The organism is Streptomyces sp. NPDC087420 (genome assembly GCF_044744165.1).
Taxonomy (GTDB): domain Bacteria; phylum Actinomycetota; class Actinomycetes; order Streptomycetales; family Streptomycetaceae; genus Streptomyces.
This window is the reverse complement of sequence record NZ_JBIUXU010000012.1, coordinates 333,433-348,043: the sequence shown is the minus strand read 5'-3', so window position 1 is coordinate 348,043 and position 14,611 is coordinate 333,433. Positions and strand designations below refer to the sequence as shown.

At 71.9% G+C, this 14,611-nt stretch carries 16 protein-coding genes and 1 riboswitch; of the genes, 8 read left to right on the top strand and 8 right to left on the bottom strand.

The genetic code is table 11. The annotated features are described in order from the left end of the window. The first annotated feature begins 103 nt into the window (after window positions 1-103). Window positions 104-727: a TetR family transcriptional regulator C-terminal domain-containing protein gene (locus ACIO1C_RS26125; protein WP_401867416.1), complete on the top strand. Its 624-nt coding sequence runs from the start codon at window positions 104-106 to the stop codon at window positions 725-727. 231 nt (window positions 728-958) lie between these two features. Beyond that, entirely contained in the window at window positions 959-1,837 is an 879-nt protein-coding gene (locus tag ACIO1C_RS26120; protein WP_401867476.1) for a carbohydrate kinase family protein, read from the top strand. A gap of 23 nt (window positions 1,838-1,860) precedes the next feature. On the opposite strand, the gene ACIO1C_RS26115 is transcribed toward ACIO1C_RS26120, so the two are convergent. Together ACIO1C_RS26115 and ACIO1C_RS26110 are read right to left on the bottom strand one after the other, a co-directional pair. Beyond that, on the bottom strand, window positions 1,861-2,862 hold the full coding sequence (locus ACIO1C_RS26115; protein ID WP_401867414.1) for a DUF6745 domain-containing protein: 1,002 nt from the start codon (window positions 2,860-2,862) through the stop codon (window positions 1,861-1,863). Window positions 2,863-2,963: 101 nt separating this feature from the next. Continuing rightward, window positions 2,964-3,293 carry a hypothetical protein gene (locus tag ACIO1C_RS26110; RefSeq protein WP_401867411.1) on the bottom strand — a complete coding sequence of 110 codons (330 nt, stop codon included), beginning with the start codon at window positions 3,291-3,293 and terminating at the stop codon, window positions 2,964-2,966. Between the two features lie 196 nt (window positions 3,294-3,489). Between ACIO1C_RS26110 and ACIO1C_RS26105 the strand changes: the two genes are divergently transcribed. The 5 genes from ACIO1C_RS26105 to ACIO1C_RS26085 all read left to right on the top strand — a co-directional run bounded on the left by ACIO1C_RS26105 (window position 3,490) and on the right by ACIO1C_RS26085 (window position 8,851). After that, window positions 3,490-4,443 carry an STM4015 family protein gene (locus tag ACIO1C_RS26105; protein WP_401867410.1) on the top strand — a complete coding sequence of 318 codons (954 nt, stop codon included), beginning with the start codon at window positions 3,490-3,492 and terminating at the stop codon, window positions 4,441-4,443. A gap of 2 nt (window positions 4,444-4,445) precedes the next feature. Next, window positions 4,446-5,648, top strand: coding sequence for an STM4014 family protein (locus ACIO1C_RS26100; protein WP_401867408.1), 1,203 nt, complete (start codon window positions 4,446-4,448; stop codon window positions 5,646-5,648). Window positions 5,649-5,745: 97 nt separating this feature from the next. Beyond that, window positions 5,746-6,558 carry an STM4013/SEN3800 family hydrolase gene (locus ACIO1C_RS26095; RefSeq protein ID WP_401867473.1) on the top strand — a complete coding sequence of 271 codons (813 nt, stop codon included), beginning with the start codon at window positions 5,746-5,748 and terminating at the stop codon, window positions 6,556-6,558. After that, window positions 6,555-7,928 carry an STM4012 family radical SAM protein gene (locus ACIO1C_RS26090; protein WP_401867405.1) on the top strand — a complete coding sequence of 458 codons (1,374 nt, stop codon included), beginning with the start codon at window positions 6,555-6,557 and terminating at the stop codon, window positions 7,926-7,928. The genes ACIO1C_RS26095 and ACIO1C_RS26090 overlap by 4 nt, the downstream gene beginning before the upstream one ends. A gap of 8 nt (window positions 7,929-7,936) precedes the next feature. Then, complete coding sequence (locus tag ACIO1C_RS26085) at window positions 7,937-8,851, top strand: STM4011 family radical SAM protein (protein WP_401867403.1); 915 nt, start codon at window positions 7,937-7,939, stop codon at window positions 8,849-8,851. Here ACIO1C_RS26085 and ACIO1C_RS26080 read toward each other — a convergent pair. Both ACIO1C_RS26080 and ACIO1C_RS26075 read right to left on the bottom strand, forming a co-directional pair. Next, window positions 8,841-9,674, bottom strand: a complete 834-nt coding sequence (locus ACIO1C_RS26080; RefSeq protein WP_401867400.1) for an SGNH/GDSL hydrolase family protein — start codon at window positions 9,672-9,674, stop codon at window positions 8,841-8,843. The two genes, ACIO1C_RS26085 and ACIO1C_RS26080, sit on opposite strands and share 11 nt — an antisense overlap. Before the next feature lie 159 nt (window positions 9,675-9,833). Then, entirely contained in the window at window positions 9,834-10,748 is a 915-nt protein-coding gene (locus ACIO1C_RS26075; RefSeq protein WP_401867398.1) for a peptidoglycan DD-metalloendopeptidase family protein, read from the bottom strand. A 4-nt stretch (window positions 10,749-10,752) separates the two neighbouring features. After that, a riboswitch (cyclic di-AMP (ydaO/yuaA leader) is annotated at window positions 10,753-10,914 on the bottom strand. Between the two features lie 374 nt (window positions 10,915-11,288). Between ACIO1C_RS26075 and ACIO1C_RS26070 the strand changes: the two genes are divergently transcribed. Continuing rightward, on the top strand, window positions 11,289-12,101 hold the full coding sequence (locus ACIO1C_RS26070; protein WP_401867396.1) for a tyrosine-protein phosphatase: 813 nt from the start codon (window positions 11,289-11,291) through the stop codon (window positions 12,099-12,101). 21 nt (window positions 12,102-12,122) lie between these two features. Here the strand turns inward: ACIO1C_RS26070 and ACIO1C_RS26065 are convergent, their stop codons facing one another. The 4 genes from ACIO1C_RS26065 to ACIO1C_RS26050 form a co-directional block, all read right to left on the bottom strand. Beyond that, complete coding sequence (locus ACIO1C_RS26065) at window positions 12,123-12,245, bottom strand: DUF6126 family protein (protein ID WP_237530559.1); 123 nt, start codon at window positions 12,243-12,245, stop codon at window positions 12,123-12,125. Window positions 12,246-12,292: 47 nt separating this feature from the next. Further along, a complete protein-coding gene (locus ACIO1C_RS26060; protein ID WP_401867471.1) occupies window positions 12,293-12,868 on the bottom strand; it encodes a helix-turn-helix domain-containing protein in 576 nt (191 codons plus the stop codon). A 141-nt stretch (window positions 12,869-13,009) separates the two neighbouring features. Beyond that, window positions 13,010-14,395 (bottom strand): aspartate aminotransferase family protein, encoded by a 1,386-nt coding sequence (locus ACIO1C_RS26055; protein ID WP_401867394.1) that lies wholly within the window; start codon window positions 14,393-14,395, stop codon window positions 13,010-13,012. Then, window positions 14,392-14,580 (bottom strand): hypothetical protein, encoded by a 189-nt coding sequence (locus ACIO1C_RS26050; RefSeq protein WP_401867392.1) that lies wholly within the window; start codon window positions 14,578-14,580, stop codon window positions 14,392-14,394. Before ACIO1C_RS26050 ends, ACIO1C_RS26055 begins: the two co-directional genes overlap by 4 nt. Window positions 14,581-14,611: the final 31 nt, after the last annotated feature.

The following is a 14,611-nucleotide window of genomic DNA, read 5'->3' as shown; positions in this document are numbered from 1 at the left end:
TCGTCCGACAGAACCAACTCGGCCTTCGGCCGTCCAGTACGTGCCACAGGCCAAGTCTAAACATCTGAACAGAATTCCTGACTCAGAAGACTAGGGTGACCGCATGGCGAGAGTGCGGCTGGGTGTGGCTGAGCGGCGGGAGGAATTGCTGGCGGCCGCCGTCGGGCAGATCGAGGCGCGAGGGGTGGCGGCGCTGCGGATCTCCGACGTCGCCGGGGCGCTCGGGGTCAGCAACGCGCTGGTGCTGTACCACTTCTCCACCAAGGAGAAGCTGGTGGCGGCCGCGTTCGCGCATGCCGCGCAGGCCGATCTGGCCCATCTGCACACCCTGCTCGGCCGTCCGGCGCCCGCGCTGCGCCGACTGCACGACGCCATCCGCTGGTACGCCCCGACCGGGGCGGCCAAGGGCTGGAAGCTCTGGATCGAGGGGTGGGCGGCGGCGCTGCGCGAGCCCGCGCTGCGGGAGGTGGCGCGCGACCTCGACCAGCGGTGGAAGGCGGCCCTGACGGAGGTCATCGCCGAGGGCGCGGCGAAGGGCGAATTCGACTGCGCGGACCCGGTGTCGGCGGCCTGGCGGCTCACCGCGCTGCTGGACGGCCTGGCCGTGCAGATGACCGCGTACGCGGGCGGCGCGTCGGAACCCGCCGCCCTTCTCGCGTACGCCGACGAGGCGCTCGCCCGCGAGTTGGGGATCGAGGTCTCGGCGCTGGACCACCCGAGAACCTAGCGGGACGCCCCGGGGCGTGGCCGGAGGCTCCACGGCCGTACTGTGACGGCGAACGGACGTCCGGAACCGGAAAGGCAGACGGTGGCCCAACAGCAGACCGAGCAGACCGACCAGACCGATCAGTCCGATCAACCCCCGCAGCCCGCACCCGCGAAAGCGGAAGTGAACCGAGCGGATCAGGCGGATCGGGCGGATCAGCCGGACCGCTCCGAACCGCCCGCGCTCGACGTGCTGGTCATCGGGGGCGGCGGTGTGGACACCGTCGTCCGCGTCAACTCGCTGCCCGTCCCGCTCGCCGACTCCGTCGGTGTGGGTCCGATCCACGAATGGCCGGGGCACACCGGCGGCAATGTGGCGCTCGGCTGCCGGACCCTCGGACTAGGGGTGAAGTTCCTCGACTTCCTCGGGGACGACTGGCCCGGCGAACAGGTCCGCACCCGGCTCACCGGCGGGGACGTCGACTTCGAGACACTCCCGTCGCCCGCGGGCACCCGGCGTGCGGTCAATCTGGTCGACAAGACGGGCCGCCGGATGTCGTTCTTCGACGCCAGGGACCCGGAGGACCTCCGGATGCCGCGTGACTTCTACCTGCCGCATCTGCGGCGCGCCCGGCATGTCCACCTGTCCCTCAGCCACTTCACCCGGTTCCTCTTCGACGACATCGAGGCGCTCGGGATACCGGTGTCGACGGATCTCCAGGACTGGAACGGTCTCGACGACTACCACCGGGAGTTCGCCTTCCGCGCCGACCTGGTGTTCCTCAGCGCCGCCGGGGCCCGCGAACGCATAGCCTCCGTGATGCGGGAGATCCTGCGCGAGGGCCGGGCCGAGGCCGTCGTCGCAACGGCCGGTGCGGGCGGTTCGTACCTGATGACCCGCGAGGGCAGCCGGACCCCGCGCCCGGTGCGGGCCACCGCCCCGCCCGCGCCGGTGGTGGACTCCAACGGTGCGGGGGACGCGTACCTCTCCGGTTTCCTCTACGGCCGGCTGGCCGGGCGGGACCTGGAAGCCTGCGCCGCCCTCGGGGCGGTGGCGGGTGCCTACGCCTGTACGGGGCAGGGCGACGCGGGCCTGATCGGACTGGACGAGCTGCTGGCGGCGAAGGTCTGACAGCGCCGCGCCGGTGCGGCGGCTCAGGTCTGCCGCACCGGTTCGTACGCCTCGGACGACAGTCCGAAGGTCCATGCGACGCCCTCCTTGGCGGTCCTGGTGGCGGGTGGGACACGCAGCCAGTACGTACGGCTCGTGCCGTCCGGCTCGGGCGTGGAGTTGACCACCTCGACCGTCACTACGTCCTCGTCGTCGGCGAGGGCTATCCGCCACAGGATGCCCGTCTCGTCGCGGTGCACCGGCTGCGCCCCCGAGTCGGCGAGGAACCGGTCGTAGCCGTAGTGCTCCAGCATGACGCGGCGCAGCTCGGCGTTGCTCTCGCCGCGGATCCGCTCGGGCGTCAGGGACGCCAGCTCGTCGAGGAATTCCGCCGGAACGGGCATGCCACGCCAGGCGTACAGGGCGAAGCCGTCCGGGTAGGCGAGGGCGGGACCGTCGGAGCGGTCGAGCCGGCCCGCCTCGTCCCGGTGCAGGGCGACGGGACGTTCGCAGATCACCACGGCGTTCTCGTACGGCCACCACCAGCCCGCGTGCCTGGCCACCTCGGCGAGCCCTTCGAGCCGCTCGCCGCACCCGTCGAAGGCGACGAGCCAGGCGGCGTCGTGCTGTCCGAGGACGGCGTCGAGCAGCACCGGGCGGATCTCCTCCGCCTCCTCCGGCTTCCCGGCGAGTGTGTCCACGATCCCGCCCCGTATCCGCTCGGCGAGCGCCCGCGTGGTGTCCCAGAGCCGGGCGCCGGTGGTGTTCCAGTGCGCGGCCCAGCCCGCGGGGCCGAGCGCGTCGTGCATCCGCCGCCGTTCGGCCGCCCAGGGCCCGGTGCGCACCGCGTCGCGCACCGACCGTCCCCGACCGTCGAGTGACCGGGCCGCCGTGACCCCGGCCAGGGGTGACTCCACCCAGATGATCCGCTCGGGCTCCGCCAGGCCCGCCGTGCGGTACGCCAGCCGTACGCCCCGCTCGGCCGCCGGCCGGTCCGCCGCGCCCGTCGCCGCCGCGACGCCCCGCCATGTGTCCACGTCATTCATGTCCGCTGCCCCGTCTCGCCTGTTGTCCCTGTCCGACCACGTGCCCGTGTGCCCGTGTGCCCGTGCTGTCCCGCCGCCCCGCGCGGCCCTGCCCGCCGTGCTCAGTCCGCGACGACGCGCACCGATCCCGGCAGGTACTCCCGCTGGCGCACCACGCGGAACCACCCGCGCGGCAGTGGTATCGCCGCGTGTTCCTCGTGCACCACCCGCCCGCCTTCCGGGAGATGGAGCAGCATCGGCCCGTCCGCCGAGCCCGGTTCACGGATCAGCCGGCCGCGGCCGGTCACGGCGTGGGCGTGGCCGGTGACCTCGCCGAGCGCCAGGACCAACCGGCCCCGCACATCGCGCGGTTCGCCCACCGCGTCCGCGGCGCCCGACGGCACCGACTCCTCCGCCACGGGCATGATGAGCACGTCTCCTTGCCGGAACATGGCTATCCCCTCCGCCGGCGGCGCCGAGTGCGCCGACCTGTGAACGACGCTAGAGGCAGGGTCTGACAACCGGCCCCCGGCGATGGCGGAGGCCGGCACTCCGCCCGCCCCCGCGAGGGGCGTTGTCAGTGGGAGTTGGTACAACTTCTCGCACACGCCCACCGACCAACGCCGCACGGTGTCTGGAGCCTTCATCATGGCCATTTCCCACCACATGCAGGAGCTGTACGGCCTGCCCGTCCTCGACTTCCCCGCCGGGGACACGAGCGGGGAGCCGGCCGGCGGGCTCCCGGCCGCCGCGTCCGTGGCCTGGCGTATCTCGGTCGACTCGTACGACGCGGAGGAGACGTGGGAGGAGGCGTTCGCCCGCTTCGCCAAGGCCGTGGACCTCGGCGAGGTCAGGGCCCTGGTGGTCGGCTCCTGGAGCGACCCCTACGACTCGGGCCCCGAGGACGTGGTCAACGCCCTGGTGGCGATCAGTCGCCAACTTCCCGGGCTGCGCGCGCTCTTCCTCGGTGACATCACTTTCGACGAGTGCGAGATCTCGTGGATCAACCAGGGTCTGGTGACACCGCTGCTCGACGCCTTCCCCGCGCTCCACGAGTTCGGGGTCCGCGGCGGGCAGGGCCTGCGGTTCCCCGCCGTCCGGCACGAGCAGTTGCGCTCCCTCACCATCGAGACCGGCGGCCTGGACGCCGAAGTGGTACGGGGCGTGGCGGCGAGCGACTTCCCCGCCCTGGAGCGCCTGGACCTGTGGCTCGGTGTGTCGTGGTACGGCGCGAACGCGGAGATCGCCGACCTCGCGCCGGTCCTCGCCGGGTCCCGGCTGCCCAAGCTGCGGTACCTGGCCCTGCGCAACAGCCAGATCCAGGACGAGATAGCCACCGCCCTCGCGGGCGCTCCGGTCGTCGCGGGCCTGGAGACGCTCGACCTGTCGATGGGCGCGCTCGGCGACGACGGCGTGGCGGCGCTGCTCGCGGGACAGCCGCTCACCCACCTCAAGAAGCTGGATCTGCACCACCACTTCGTGGGCGAGGTGATGCGTGAGCGGTTGCGCGCCACCCTCGGCGCGGCGGGGGTGGAGATCGACCTGTCGGACCATCAGGACGAGGAGGACCGCGAGGACCGCTACACCGCGGTCGCGGAGTGACGATGACGACCCCGCCCCCTCGTCTTGTGGTGGTCGGCAATCCGGCCAACCGCCGCGTCACGCTGTTCCAGGACGCCGTACGGGCCGCCGGGCTGCCGCCCGCCCGGGTGGTGGCCTGGCGCGACGTGCTGCGCGCGGACGGCGTGGCCGGGGAAGGCTTCGCCGCGAGGGCCGGGTTCGCGGCGGGTGAGACCGTACGGATCGATTCGCCGGGCGAGGACCGGGAGGTGGAACTGCTGCTGCGCGGGGCGGGCGACCCCACCAGGGTGGAGGGCACGGCGCGTTGGTACGGACGCTTCACGGCCGCCGCTCACGCGCTGGCGCGGGAGGCGGTCGCGGCCGGAGCCACCGTGCTCAACGATCCCGGTGAGCTGGCGGTCCTCTTCGACAAGCGGCTCTGCCACGGTCTGCTGGACCGCGCCGGGGTGCCCGTCCCGCTCTCCCCCACCTCCGGACCCGCCTCGGGCACCTCCGCACCCACCTCGGTGCCCACCGCCCCCGCCGTGTCCGGCTGGGCCGACGTGCGCGCCCTGATGGCGGAGGCCGGGCTGCGGCGCGCCTTCGTCAAGCCGGCCCACGGCTCCTCGGCGTCCGGCGTCCTGGCCGTCGAGACGGCAGGACCGGGCCGGGTCCGTGCCACCACCTCGGTCGAGCGCGACCCCGAGGGGCGGCTGTTCAACTCGCTCCGGGTCCGGTCCTACACCACCGAGCGCGAGGTGGCGGCGATCATCGACACCCTCGCACCCGACGGTCTGCACATCGAGCGGTGGCTCCCCAAGGCCGGCCAGCACGGCCGGGCGGCCGACCTGCGCGTGGTTGTGGTCGCGGGCCGCGCCACTCACGCGGTCGTACGGACCAGCCGCTCGCCCATGACCAATCTGCATCTCGGCGGGACCAGGGGCGATCTCGACGCCGCCCGCGCCGCGATGGCCGCGGCGGGCAGCGGCTTCGACGAAGCACTCTCCATCTGCGAGCAGGCCGCCGCCTGCTTCCCCGGCACCCACTGCGTCGGGGTCGACCTGCTGCCGTTCGCCGGCTGGCGGCGTTTCGCGGTCGGCGAGGTGAACGCCTTCGGCGATCTCCTGCCACGCCTGACCGGACTGCCGGGAAGCGGGGCCGAGGGCCTGGACACGTACGGGGCGCAGGTCGCCGCCCTGGCGGACGCCCCCGGAGTACGGAGAGGACGGGACCGTGTCGGCCCCTGACCCGAACTCCGACCTGAACCCTGACCTGAACCCTGACCTGAACCCCGGCAGGGACTCCGGCAGGGACTCCGGCAGGGGCCCCGACATGGCGCCCGACATGAACGACGTCGTGGGCCGGGACGACCTGCTCCTCGTCACCCTCGACACCCTGCGCTTCGACGTGGCGCGGGAGCTGGCCGCCGCGGGCCGGATCCCGCACCTCGCACGCCACCTCCCCGCCGGACGCTGGGAGAAGAGGCACGCGCCGGGCAGTTTCACCTATGCCTCGCACCAGGCGATGTTCGCCGGTTTCCTGCCCACCCCCGCGTCCCCGGGCCCGCACCCGCGGCTGTTCGCCGCGCGCTTCGCGGGCAGCGAGTCCACCGCGGGCCGGACCTTCGTCTTCGACACCCCGGACCTGGTCTCGGGCCTGGCCGCCGCCGGCTACCGCACGGTGTGCGTGGGCGGGGTCGGGTTCTTCAACAGACAGGGCGCTCTCGGTTCCGTCCTGCCGGGACTGTTCCAGGAGAGCCACTGGGAGCCGGAGTTCGGCGTGCCCTCCCCCACCTCGTTCGAGGCGCAGGTCGCCCGGGCGGAGGAGGTGGTCGCCGCCCTGCCCGCCGAGCGGCGGCTGTTCATGTTCGTGAACGTGGCGGCGCTGCACCAGCCCAACTGGTTCCATCTGCCGGGCGCCACCCACGAGGCGGGTGACTCCCGCGCCACCCACGCGGCCGCCCTCGAATACGTCGACCGCCACATCGGACGGCTCTTCGCCGCCGCGAGCAGCCGTCGCCGGTGCTTCACGATCGTCTGTTCCGACCACGGCACGGCGTACGGCGACGACGGCTGGACCGGACACCGGCTGGGCCACGACAGCGTCTGGACCGTGCCGTACGCCCATTTCTTCCTGGAACCGGGGGCTCTCTCATGACCGACCAACACCGACCGACCGACCGGCACCGCCCCCGTCCGTACGAGAGTTACGTCTACGCCTACCCGCACAAGACGGCGTACCGCGAGTTCCCCGACCCTCCCGCGCTGGCCGACGAGTGGGCGGGCGAGCGCAAGGACGCGCTCTCCCTCTATCTCCACATCCCGTTCTGCGAGGTGCGGTGCGGCTTCTGCAATCTCTTCACCCGGATCGGCGCGCCGGACGAACTGACCACCCGTTACCTCGACGCGCTGGACCGGCAGGCGGTCGCCGTGCGGGACGCGCTCGGTGACAGCGAGCCGTTGCGGTTCGCCGCCGCGGCGTTCGGCGGCGGCACCCCCACCTTCCTCGACGCGGGCGAGCTGGAGCGGCTGTGCGACATCGCCGAGAAGCGGACGGGCGCCGATCTGCGGGCCGTTCCGCTCTCGGTCGAGACGTCCCCCTCGACGGCCACCGCCGACCGGCTCGCCGTCCTCGCCGACCGGGGCGCCACCCGGCTGAGCATCGGCGTGCAGAGCTTCGTCGACGCGGAGGCGAGAGCGGCGGTACGCCCGCAGCGCCGCGCCGAGGTCGAAGCGGCGCTCGGCCGGATCAGGGACGCCCGGATCCCGGTCCTCAACATCGACCTGATCTACGGCATCGACGGCCAGACCGAGCGCTCCTGGCGCCATTCCCTGGACGCCGCGCTCGCCTGGCGCCCCGAGGAGCTGTACCTCTATCCGCTGTACGTACGCCCGCTCACCGGCCTCGGGAGAACGGGCGGGGACGGCGGCCGGGAGGAGGACGACACCGCCTGGGACGAGCGGCGGCTGCGCCTCTACCGGCAGGGCCGTGACCATCTCCTCGCCGAGGGGTACGAGCAGGTGTCGATGCGGATGTTCCGCCGCCCGGGATCCCCCGCGCAGGGTCCCGACGACCACGCCTGCCAGACGGACGGCATGATCGGCCTGGGCTGCGGCGCCCGTTCGTACACCTCGCGCCTGCACTACTCCTTCGACTACGCGGTCGAGATGCGTGAGATCCGGACCATCATCGACACCTACACGGAGACCCAGGACTTCTCCCGCGCCCTGGTGGGTCACCGCATGGACGGCGACGGCGACGAGGCCCGCCGCCGCCACCTGCTCCAGTCGCTCCTCCAGGCCCAGGGCATGGAGACGGCCGACTACCGCGCGCGGTTCGGCAGCGGTCCCGCCGACGACTTCCCCGGCGAACTGGCCCGGTTCGAGGCGTACGGCTGGCTCGACGGGAGTACGGGTCCCGGCCTGCTGCGGCTCTCCCCCGAAGGCCTCGCGCACTCCGACGCCCTGGGCCCCGCGCTCTTCTCCCCCGCCGTACGGGCCGCCATGGCCGCGTACGCGCTGAAATGAGACCCGCGATGGACCTGACGATCCTCTACCGCGGTCCACTCGCGTCCTGCGACTACGACTGCCCCTACTGCCCGTTCGCCAAGCGGCGGGACAGCCGGGAGCAGCTGCGCGCCGACCGGACCGCCCTCGCCCGGTTCGCCGGCTGGGCCTCGGAGCCCACGGACGACCGGCTGTCGGTCCTCTTCACCCCCTGGGGCGAGAGCCTGGTCAGGTCCTGGTACCGGCGCACGCTCACCGAGTTGTCGCATCTGCCGCACATCCGCCGGGTCGCCGTCCAGACGAACCTGAGCTGCCGTACCGACTGGCTGGCGGACGCCGATCCGGAGACCCTCGCCCTCTGGTGCACGTACCACCCGGGACAGACGCCGTACGACCGCTTCCTCGCCAAGTGCCATGACCTGGCGGCCCGTGGGGTGCGGTTCAGCGTCGGCGTGGTCGGCCTGCCCGAGCATCTGGAGCACGCGCGCCGGCTCCGCGCGGAGCTGCCGGAGCACGTCTATCTCTGGATCAACGCGGCCGAGGGGCACACGTACGGCGACGACGAGGCCGCCCGGTGGACGGACCTCGACCCGCTGTTCCCGTACAGCCGCCATCCGCACCGCTCGGCCGGGCTGCCCTGCCGCACGGGCGAGTCGGTCATCTCCGTGGACGGCGACGGTACGGTACGGCGCTGCCACTTCGTCCGCGCCGAGCTGGGCAACCTGTACGACGGTTCGTACCGCGCGGCCCTCGGTCCCCGGGGCTGTCCGCTGGCCGTGTGCGACTGCCACATCGGCTATGTGCACCTGGAGACGCTGCCGTTGTACGACGTGTTCGCGGGCGGGGTGCTGGAGCGCGTCCCGGCCGGGCCCGCCGCGCAGGCCGGCCCCGTACCGGTGTCCCTGTCCATATCCCCGTCCCTCGCGGGGCGCATCAGCACTTGAGCGGCAGCAGGTCGGGACGTTTGGCCGCCACGTGATCACCGGAGGACTCGCCGCGCAGCCGCCGGCCGATCCAGGGCACCAGGTGCTCCCTGGCCCAGTGGATGTCGTCGCGCCGCACCTCGAACGTGCCGCGCGGCACCTGCGGCGGCCACGGCTGGTCCGGGTCGGCGGGCACGTCGAGGCCGAGCACCTGCCCGGCGCGCAGCGCGACCCGGGTGTGGCCCTCGGGCGACAGGTGGAGGCGGTCGCTGCCCCAGGCCCGCCGGTCCTGGACGGACTTGAGCGACCACAGGTCGAGGACCGGGCAGTCGTACCGGTCGGCGATGGACCGGACGTGCGCGGTGTAGGTGGCGATCTTGCCGCGCAGATGCCGCAGCACGGGTACGTTCCTGGGGTCGAAGCCGGTCGTCACCATGACCGTTCCGACCGCGCCGGACAGGTCGGCGACGGCCCGCTCGAAGCGCTCGGCCACGTCGTCGGGGTCGGAGCCCGGCCGGATGATGTCGTTGCCGCCCGCGCAGAAGGTCACCAGGTCCGGGGCGAGTTCACGGGCCCGCGGGATCTGTTCCTCGACGATGTGGTCGAGCAGCCGGCCCCGTATCGCGAGATTCGCGTACCGGAAATCGCCGTGGACGGTGTCCGCGGCCTTTCCCGGCTCGCCGGGAACGGGGAGTTGGTCGGCGAGCAGAACGGCGAGCCGGTCCGCCCAGCCCACATACGTCCCGTCAGGCCCCGGATCGCCCACGCCCTCCGTGAAACTGTCACCGAGCGCTGCGTACGACCCGAATGTGCCACGTCTTCTCGTTCTCGAATCGTCTGCCACAGCAGCACATCATTCACCCGGGGATGTGACCTACGCGACCGTAACAAGAGATTGACGCAGGGTGAGATATGCCATCGGTCAAGTTTGGCCCAAACGGGAATAGCCCCGCTCCGGTGAAAAGGAATCACCGGAGCGGGGCCGAAGAGAGCCCGGAGGGGATCAGATGACGACGCCCTGCTGGCGCAGGAAGGCCAGCGGGTCGACGTCCGAGCCGTAGTCGGGGCCGGTACGGATCTCGAAGTGCAGGTGCGGTCCCGTCACGTTGCCGGTGGCGCCGGAGAGCCCCAGCTGCTGGCCCTCGCTGACGGACTGTCCGGCGGAGACGGCGATCGAGGACAGGTGGGCGTACTGCGAGTACATCCCGTCCGCGTGCCGGATGACGACCTGGTTGCCGTACGAGCCGCCGTCACCGGCGCTCACGACGGTGCCCGCGCCGACGGCCTTCACCACGGTGCCCGAGGGCGCCAGGAAGTCCACGCCGGTGTGGTAGCCGCTCGACCAGTTGCTGCCCGAGGCGTGGTACGGCGTGCCGATGGCGATGCCGGAGACCGGCAGTGTGAAGGCGGAGGCCTTCTTCACGGCCGTCTCGGCCGCCGGGGCGGCCTTCTTCACCGGCGCGGCCTTCTTGGGCGCGGTGCGCTCGGCGGAGCGGGAGGCCGTGGTGGGGGCCTTGGCGCGGTCGGCCGCGGGGGCCTTGGCGCCGAGGGTCAGCTTCTGGCCGGGGTGGATCAGCGACGGGTCGGAGCCGATGACGCGCTTGTTGTCCGCGTACAGCTTCTTCCAGCCGCCCGCGATCTTCTTCTTCTTGGCGATCTTCGACAGGGAGTCGCCGGAGACCACGCGGTAGGTCGCGGCGGTCTTCGCGGCGGCGGCCCGCGTCACGGACGCGGGAGCGGCGTGGACGGCGGACGCGGCGGACGCGGTGACGGATCCGGCGGCGGCGGCCGGTGCGGCGTGCGCCCCGGTGGCGCCGATGAGCGGAAGCACGACTGCGGCTCCGCCCGTTCCGGCCAGGACAAATCCGCGGGTGATCGGGTTGCTCTTGGGACGGCGGTGCTTACCCTTGGCGGGCATGGCGAATTCCTCTCCGGCGCCTACGAGGTGAGCTGTCGGGTTCGGGCTGGAGATGCCCGGTCGCGGTTGCCGCGCGACTTCACCCCAAGCCGTCCGCGGAAACGGAACGGCGTACTACCTGGGTCCCCCGCTCCTGCCACGCGTGGATGGTGGGTGGGTACGAATTCCGGGCGGCGGCAGGATTAGGCGTTCCGCTCGGATTGAGGGTGAACGTAAACCGACGCGGACGGCCGGTACAAGCCGCTGGTTCCTCTCATTCGTGCACGCTCCGATATCTTCCGGCCTTTCCGGTCACCCTGCGTGGATATGCGATCTTCGCTTTCCTTCTGACGACGCAATTCCGTTTTCCGTGACCACCACGCACCGTCACGGATATGATCCTGCTCACGGGTCGAGGGCCATCTCCCCCTCGATCGGGGCAGGTTATGCGTAATGCCTCAATACGGACAGATGTCACCAATTACCCGGGCGCCCATGTCGTAGGGTCTCAGTCGACATCGTCGGCGAGCCGCGCCGACGGCAGACACGGAGGAGCAGCCCGTGACCCAGAATCTGCCGCACGTGCCACCGGTCGAGCCGGAGCTGACAGGGGTACGCAACTTCCGCGACGTGGGCGGGCTGCCGACCACGGACGGCAGGAAGGTGCGGTACGGGCGGCTCTACCGCAGCGGGCACCTCGCGGGGGCCACCCCGGCGGACGCCGCTCACCTCGCGTCACTGGGCCTGCACACGGTCTTCGACTTCCGCAACGCGGCCGACGTGCGCCTCGACGGGGAGGACATCGAGCTGCCCGGCGTACGGAACGTGAACATCCCGCTCACGGACCCGGCGGACGGCGCCGAGTTCTGGCGGATGGTCCGGGACGGCGACCTCGGCCAGCTGCGGTCGCTGCTCGCGGACGGGAAGGCGGTGGCCCGGATGATCGGTTCGTACCGCACGATCATCAGGGACCGCACCGCCGAGCACAGCAGGGTCCTGCACGCCCTCGCCGACAACAACGTCCCCGCGCTCATGCACTGCGCGGCGGGCAAGGACCGCGCCGGCCTGTCGGTCGCGGTGTCGCTGCTCGCGGTCGGTGTGGAGCGGGACGCGATCGAGGAGGACTACCTCAAGTCGAACGAGCCGAGCCGCCGCTACAAGGTCCGCCGCAGCGACACCTCACCCGCCGGGATGTCCGCGGAGGTGATGGAGCTGCTGGGCCCGCTCTTCGACGCGCGCGCCGCGTACCTCGAAGCGGCCTTCGACACGATCACGACCACCTGGGGCTCCACCGACCGCTACCTCTCCGAGGGCCTCGGCCTCACCCCGGAGACCCGCGAACGGCTGCGCGAGGGCCTGCTGGACGCGTCCTAGGACGCACCCCGGAAGGCTGCCCTAGGAGCCGACGCTGAACAGCAGGTAGAGGAAGCCCGCGAAGAGGTGGCCCGCGATCAGGTAGGCGAAGAGGCGGATGACGAGCCCCCGGGGCAGGGTGCGGTTCTTCTTGTTCTCCGGCATGGTGTCGAACCTTTCTCGAAGGCCGTCGGTGAAGACCGGCGGAGCCGTCAGTGGAGATCGGCGGCGGGGCTCTGGAGCAGGGTGTGGACGAACAGCAGCTCGGTCCCGCCGGCGTCCGCGGCGGCGAGCCGGTGGGGGGTGAGCGAGTCGAAGTGCGCGCTGTCCCCGGGCCCGAGGATGTGCGTCGCGTCCCCGAGGCCGAGCCGCAGCCGCCCGCCGAGGACGTAGAGCCACTCCTCCCCGGGGTGTACGCGGACGAGGTCGCCCTGCGCCCCGTACGGCACCACGACCCGCAGCGGCTGCATGGCCCGGCCCGAGCCGCCCGCGCGGTGGTACGTCCAGCCGTCGGCCTCGACCGGCTCCTGACGTCCGGCGCGGATGACCGGATCGCGCTCGGCGGGCGCCTCGCCGAGCAGGTCGGCGACGGTCGTGCCGTAGATGCGGGCCAGGGCCAGCAGCATCGGCAGCGAGGGCTGGCGCCGGCCGGTCTCCAGCCGGGAGAGGTGGGCGGGTGACAGACCCGCCCGCGCGGCGACGGTCTCCAGTGTCAGCCGGCGGTCGCGCCGCAGCTCGCGCAGGCGCGGTGCGACGTCGGGGAGCTTTTCCGGCAAGGTGTCCGGCATGATGTGCGGCAGCTCGTCGGACCGGCCCGGAGCCGCGCCCTCAGGCGTGTTCATGCCTCTATTGCGCCAGGAACGTACCTCGGAGGCAACTTTTTTGCCTCCGAGGTAAAGCAGAGGCCGCCGTCGACGACGGGCCGACGGCTACCGGTTCGCGACGGCCTGCTTCACCAGCGTCCTGCCGAAGTCCCACATCAGCCCGCCGCCGCCGTGCGCGTCGTCCATCACGGCCGTGAAGGCGTCCACGAAGCGCTCGACCTCCCGCTCGCCGATCGTCAGCGGCGGGATCAGCTTGATCACTTCCAGGTGGTCACCGGAGACCTGGGTGAGGATCCGGTGCTTCTGGAGCAGCGGTACGACCACCATCTGGGCGAAGAGCCCCTTGCGGGCGGCCTGGAGCATCGTCCAGCGCCCCCGCAGCTTGATCGAGTTCGGCCGGCCGAACTCGATCCCGATCATCAGCCCGCGCCCGCGCACGTCGTGCAGCAGTTCGTAGCGGTCCACGAGCGCCGCCAGCCGTGTCCTGAGCAGATCGCCGGTGACCCGCGCGTTGGCGACGACCTGCTCGTCCTCGATCACCGACAGGACGGCCAGGCCAGCCGCCATCGCCTGCGCGTTGGAGCCGAAACTCGCCGAGTGGACCAGCACCCGGTCCATCGACGAGTAGACCTTCTTGAAGATCCAGTCCCGGCCGAGGGTCGCGCCGACGGGCACATAGCCGCCGGACAGTGCCTTCGCGACACAGATGAGGTCGGGCTCGACACCGTCCTCGTGCTGGTACGCGTAGAAGTCACCGGTCCTGCCGAGGCCGGTCTGCACCTCGTCCACGATGAGCAGGCTCTTGTGGCGGCGCAGCAGTTCCTGCGCGCCGCGCAGGAAGCCGGGCGGCGCCGCGTACACGCCCTTGCCCTGGATCGGTTCGATCACGAACCCGGCGACGTCACCGCGCTTCAGCTCGCGCTCCAGCGCGTCGAGGTCGCCCATCTCGATCGCCGTGTCGGGCAGCAGCGGCGCGAAGCCGTCCCGGAAGCCGTCCTCGCCGTTGACGGACAGCGACCCGGTGGTCAGCCCGTGGAAGGCGTGGGAGCAGTACAGGATCCTGGGGCGGCCGGTGGCGTACCGCGCGAACTTCAGCGCCGTCTCGACCGCTTCCGTACCGCTGTTGCCGAAGAACACCCGGTCCAGGTGCGGGCTGTGGGCCAGCAGCTTCTCGGCGAGCAGCCCGGGCAGCGGCTGGCAGTCGAAGCGGGTGAGGTCGGCGAGCGAGGCGTCGAGGACGTCGTGCAGCGCCTTCCGTACGACGGGGTGGTGGCGCCCGAGCCCCATCACACCGAACCCGGCGAGCATGTCCAGGTAGTCGTTGCCGTCCGCGTCCCAGAAGTAGGCGCCCTCGGCCCGTTCGTAGACGCGGTCGAAGCCGATGGTGTGGAGCATGCGCGGGAGTTGGTGGTTGAGGTGCTTCGTGTGCAGGTCGTACCGCTCGGCGCCGCGCTCCGCGAGCAGCCGTGTCAGGTCGAAGCCCTTGGTCATTCGCTGTTCTCCTTGTGTGCCAGGGCGGCGCTGATCCGTCCTGCGATCTCCACCGGTGTGAGGCCGATGTCGGCCAGCACCTCACTGCGCTTGGCGTGGGGGAGGAACTGTTCCGGGATGCCGAACGCCCGCAGGGGTACGCCGACGTCCGCGTCGCGCAGCGCCTGGGCGACGGCCCAGCCCACGCCGCCGCTGCGGCTGTTGTCCTCGACGACC

Coding starts and splice junctions, on each gene's coding strand:
- ACIO1C_RS26125 (WP_401867416.1), top strand. CDS start 104: ATGGCGAGAGTGCGGCTGGGTGTGGCTGAGCGGCGGGAGGAATTGCTG.
- ACIO1C_RS26115 (WP_401867414.1), bottom strand. CDS start 2,862: ATGAATGACGTGGACACATGGCGGGGCGTCGCGGCGGCGACGGGCGCG.
- ACIO1C_RS26110 (WP_401867411.1), bottom strand. CDS start 3,293: ATGTTCCGGCAAGGAGACGTGCTCATCATGCCCGTGGCGGAGGAGTCG.
- ACIO1C_RS26105 (WP_401867410.1), top strand. CDS start 3,490: ATGGCCATTTCCCACCACATGCAGGAGCTGTACGGCCTGCCCGTCCTC.
- ACIO1C_RS26100 (WP_401867408.1), top strand. CDS start 4,446: ATGACGACCCCGCCCCCTCGTCTTGTGGTGGTCGGCAATCCGGCCAAC.
- ACIO1C_RS26095 (WP_401867473.1), top strand. CDS start 5,746: ATGAACGACGTCGTGGGCCGGGACGACCTGCTCCTCGTCACCCTCGAC.
- ACIO1C_RS26090 (WP_401867405.1), top strand. CDS start 6,555: ATGACCGACCAACACCGACCGACCGACCGGCACCGCCCCCGTCCGTAC.
- ACIO1C_RS26085 (WP_401867403.1), top strand. CDS start 7,937: ATGGACCTGACGATCCTCTACCGCGGTCCACTCGCGTCCTGCGACTAC.
- ACIO1C_RS26075 (WP_401867398.1), bottom strand. CDS start 10,748: ATGCCCGCCAAGGGTAAGCACCGCCGTCCCAAGAGCAACCCGATCACC.
- ACIO1C_RS26065 (WP_237530559.1), bottom strand. CDS start 12,245: ATGCCGGAGAACAAGAAGAACCGCACCCTGCCCCGGGGGCTCGTCATC.
- ACIO1C_RS26060 (WP_401867471.1), bottom strand. CDS start 12,868: ATGCCGGACACCTTGCCGGAAAAGCTCCCCGACGTCGCACCGCGCCTG.
- ACIO1C_RS26055 (WP_401867394.1), bottom strand. CDS start 14,395: ATGACCAAGGGCTTCGACCTGACACGGCTGCTCGCGGAGCGCGGCGCC.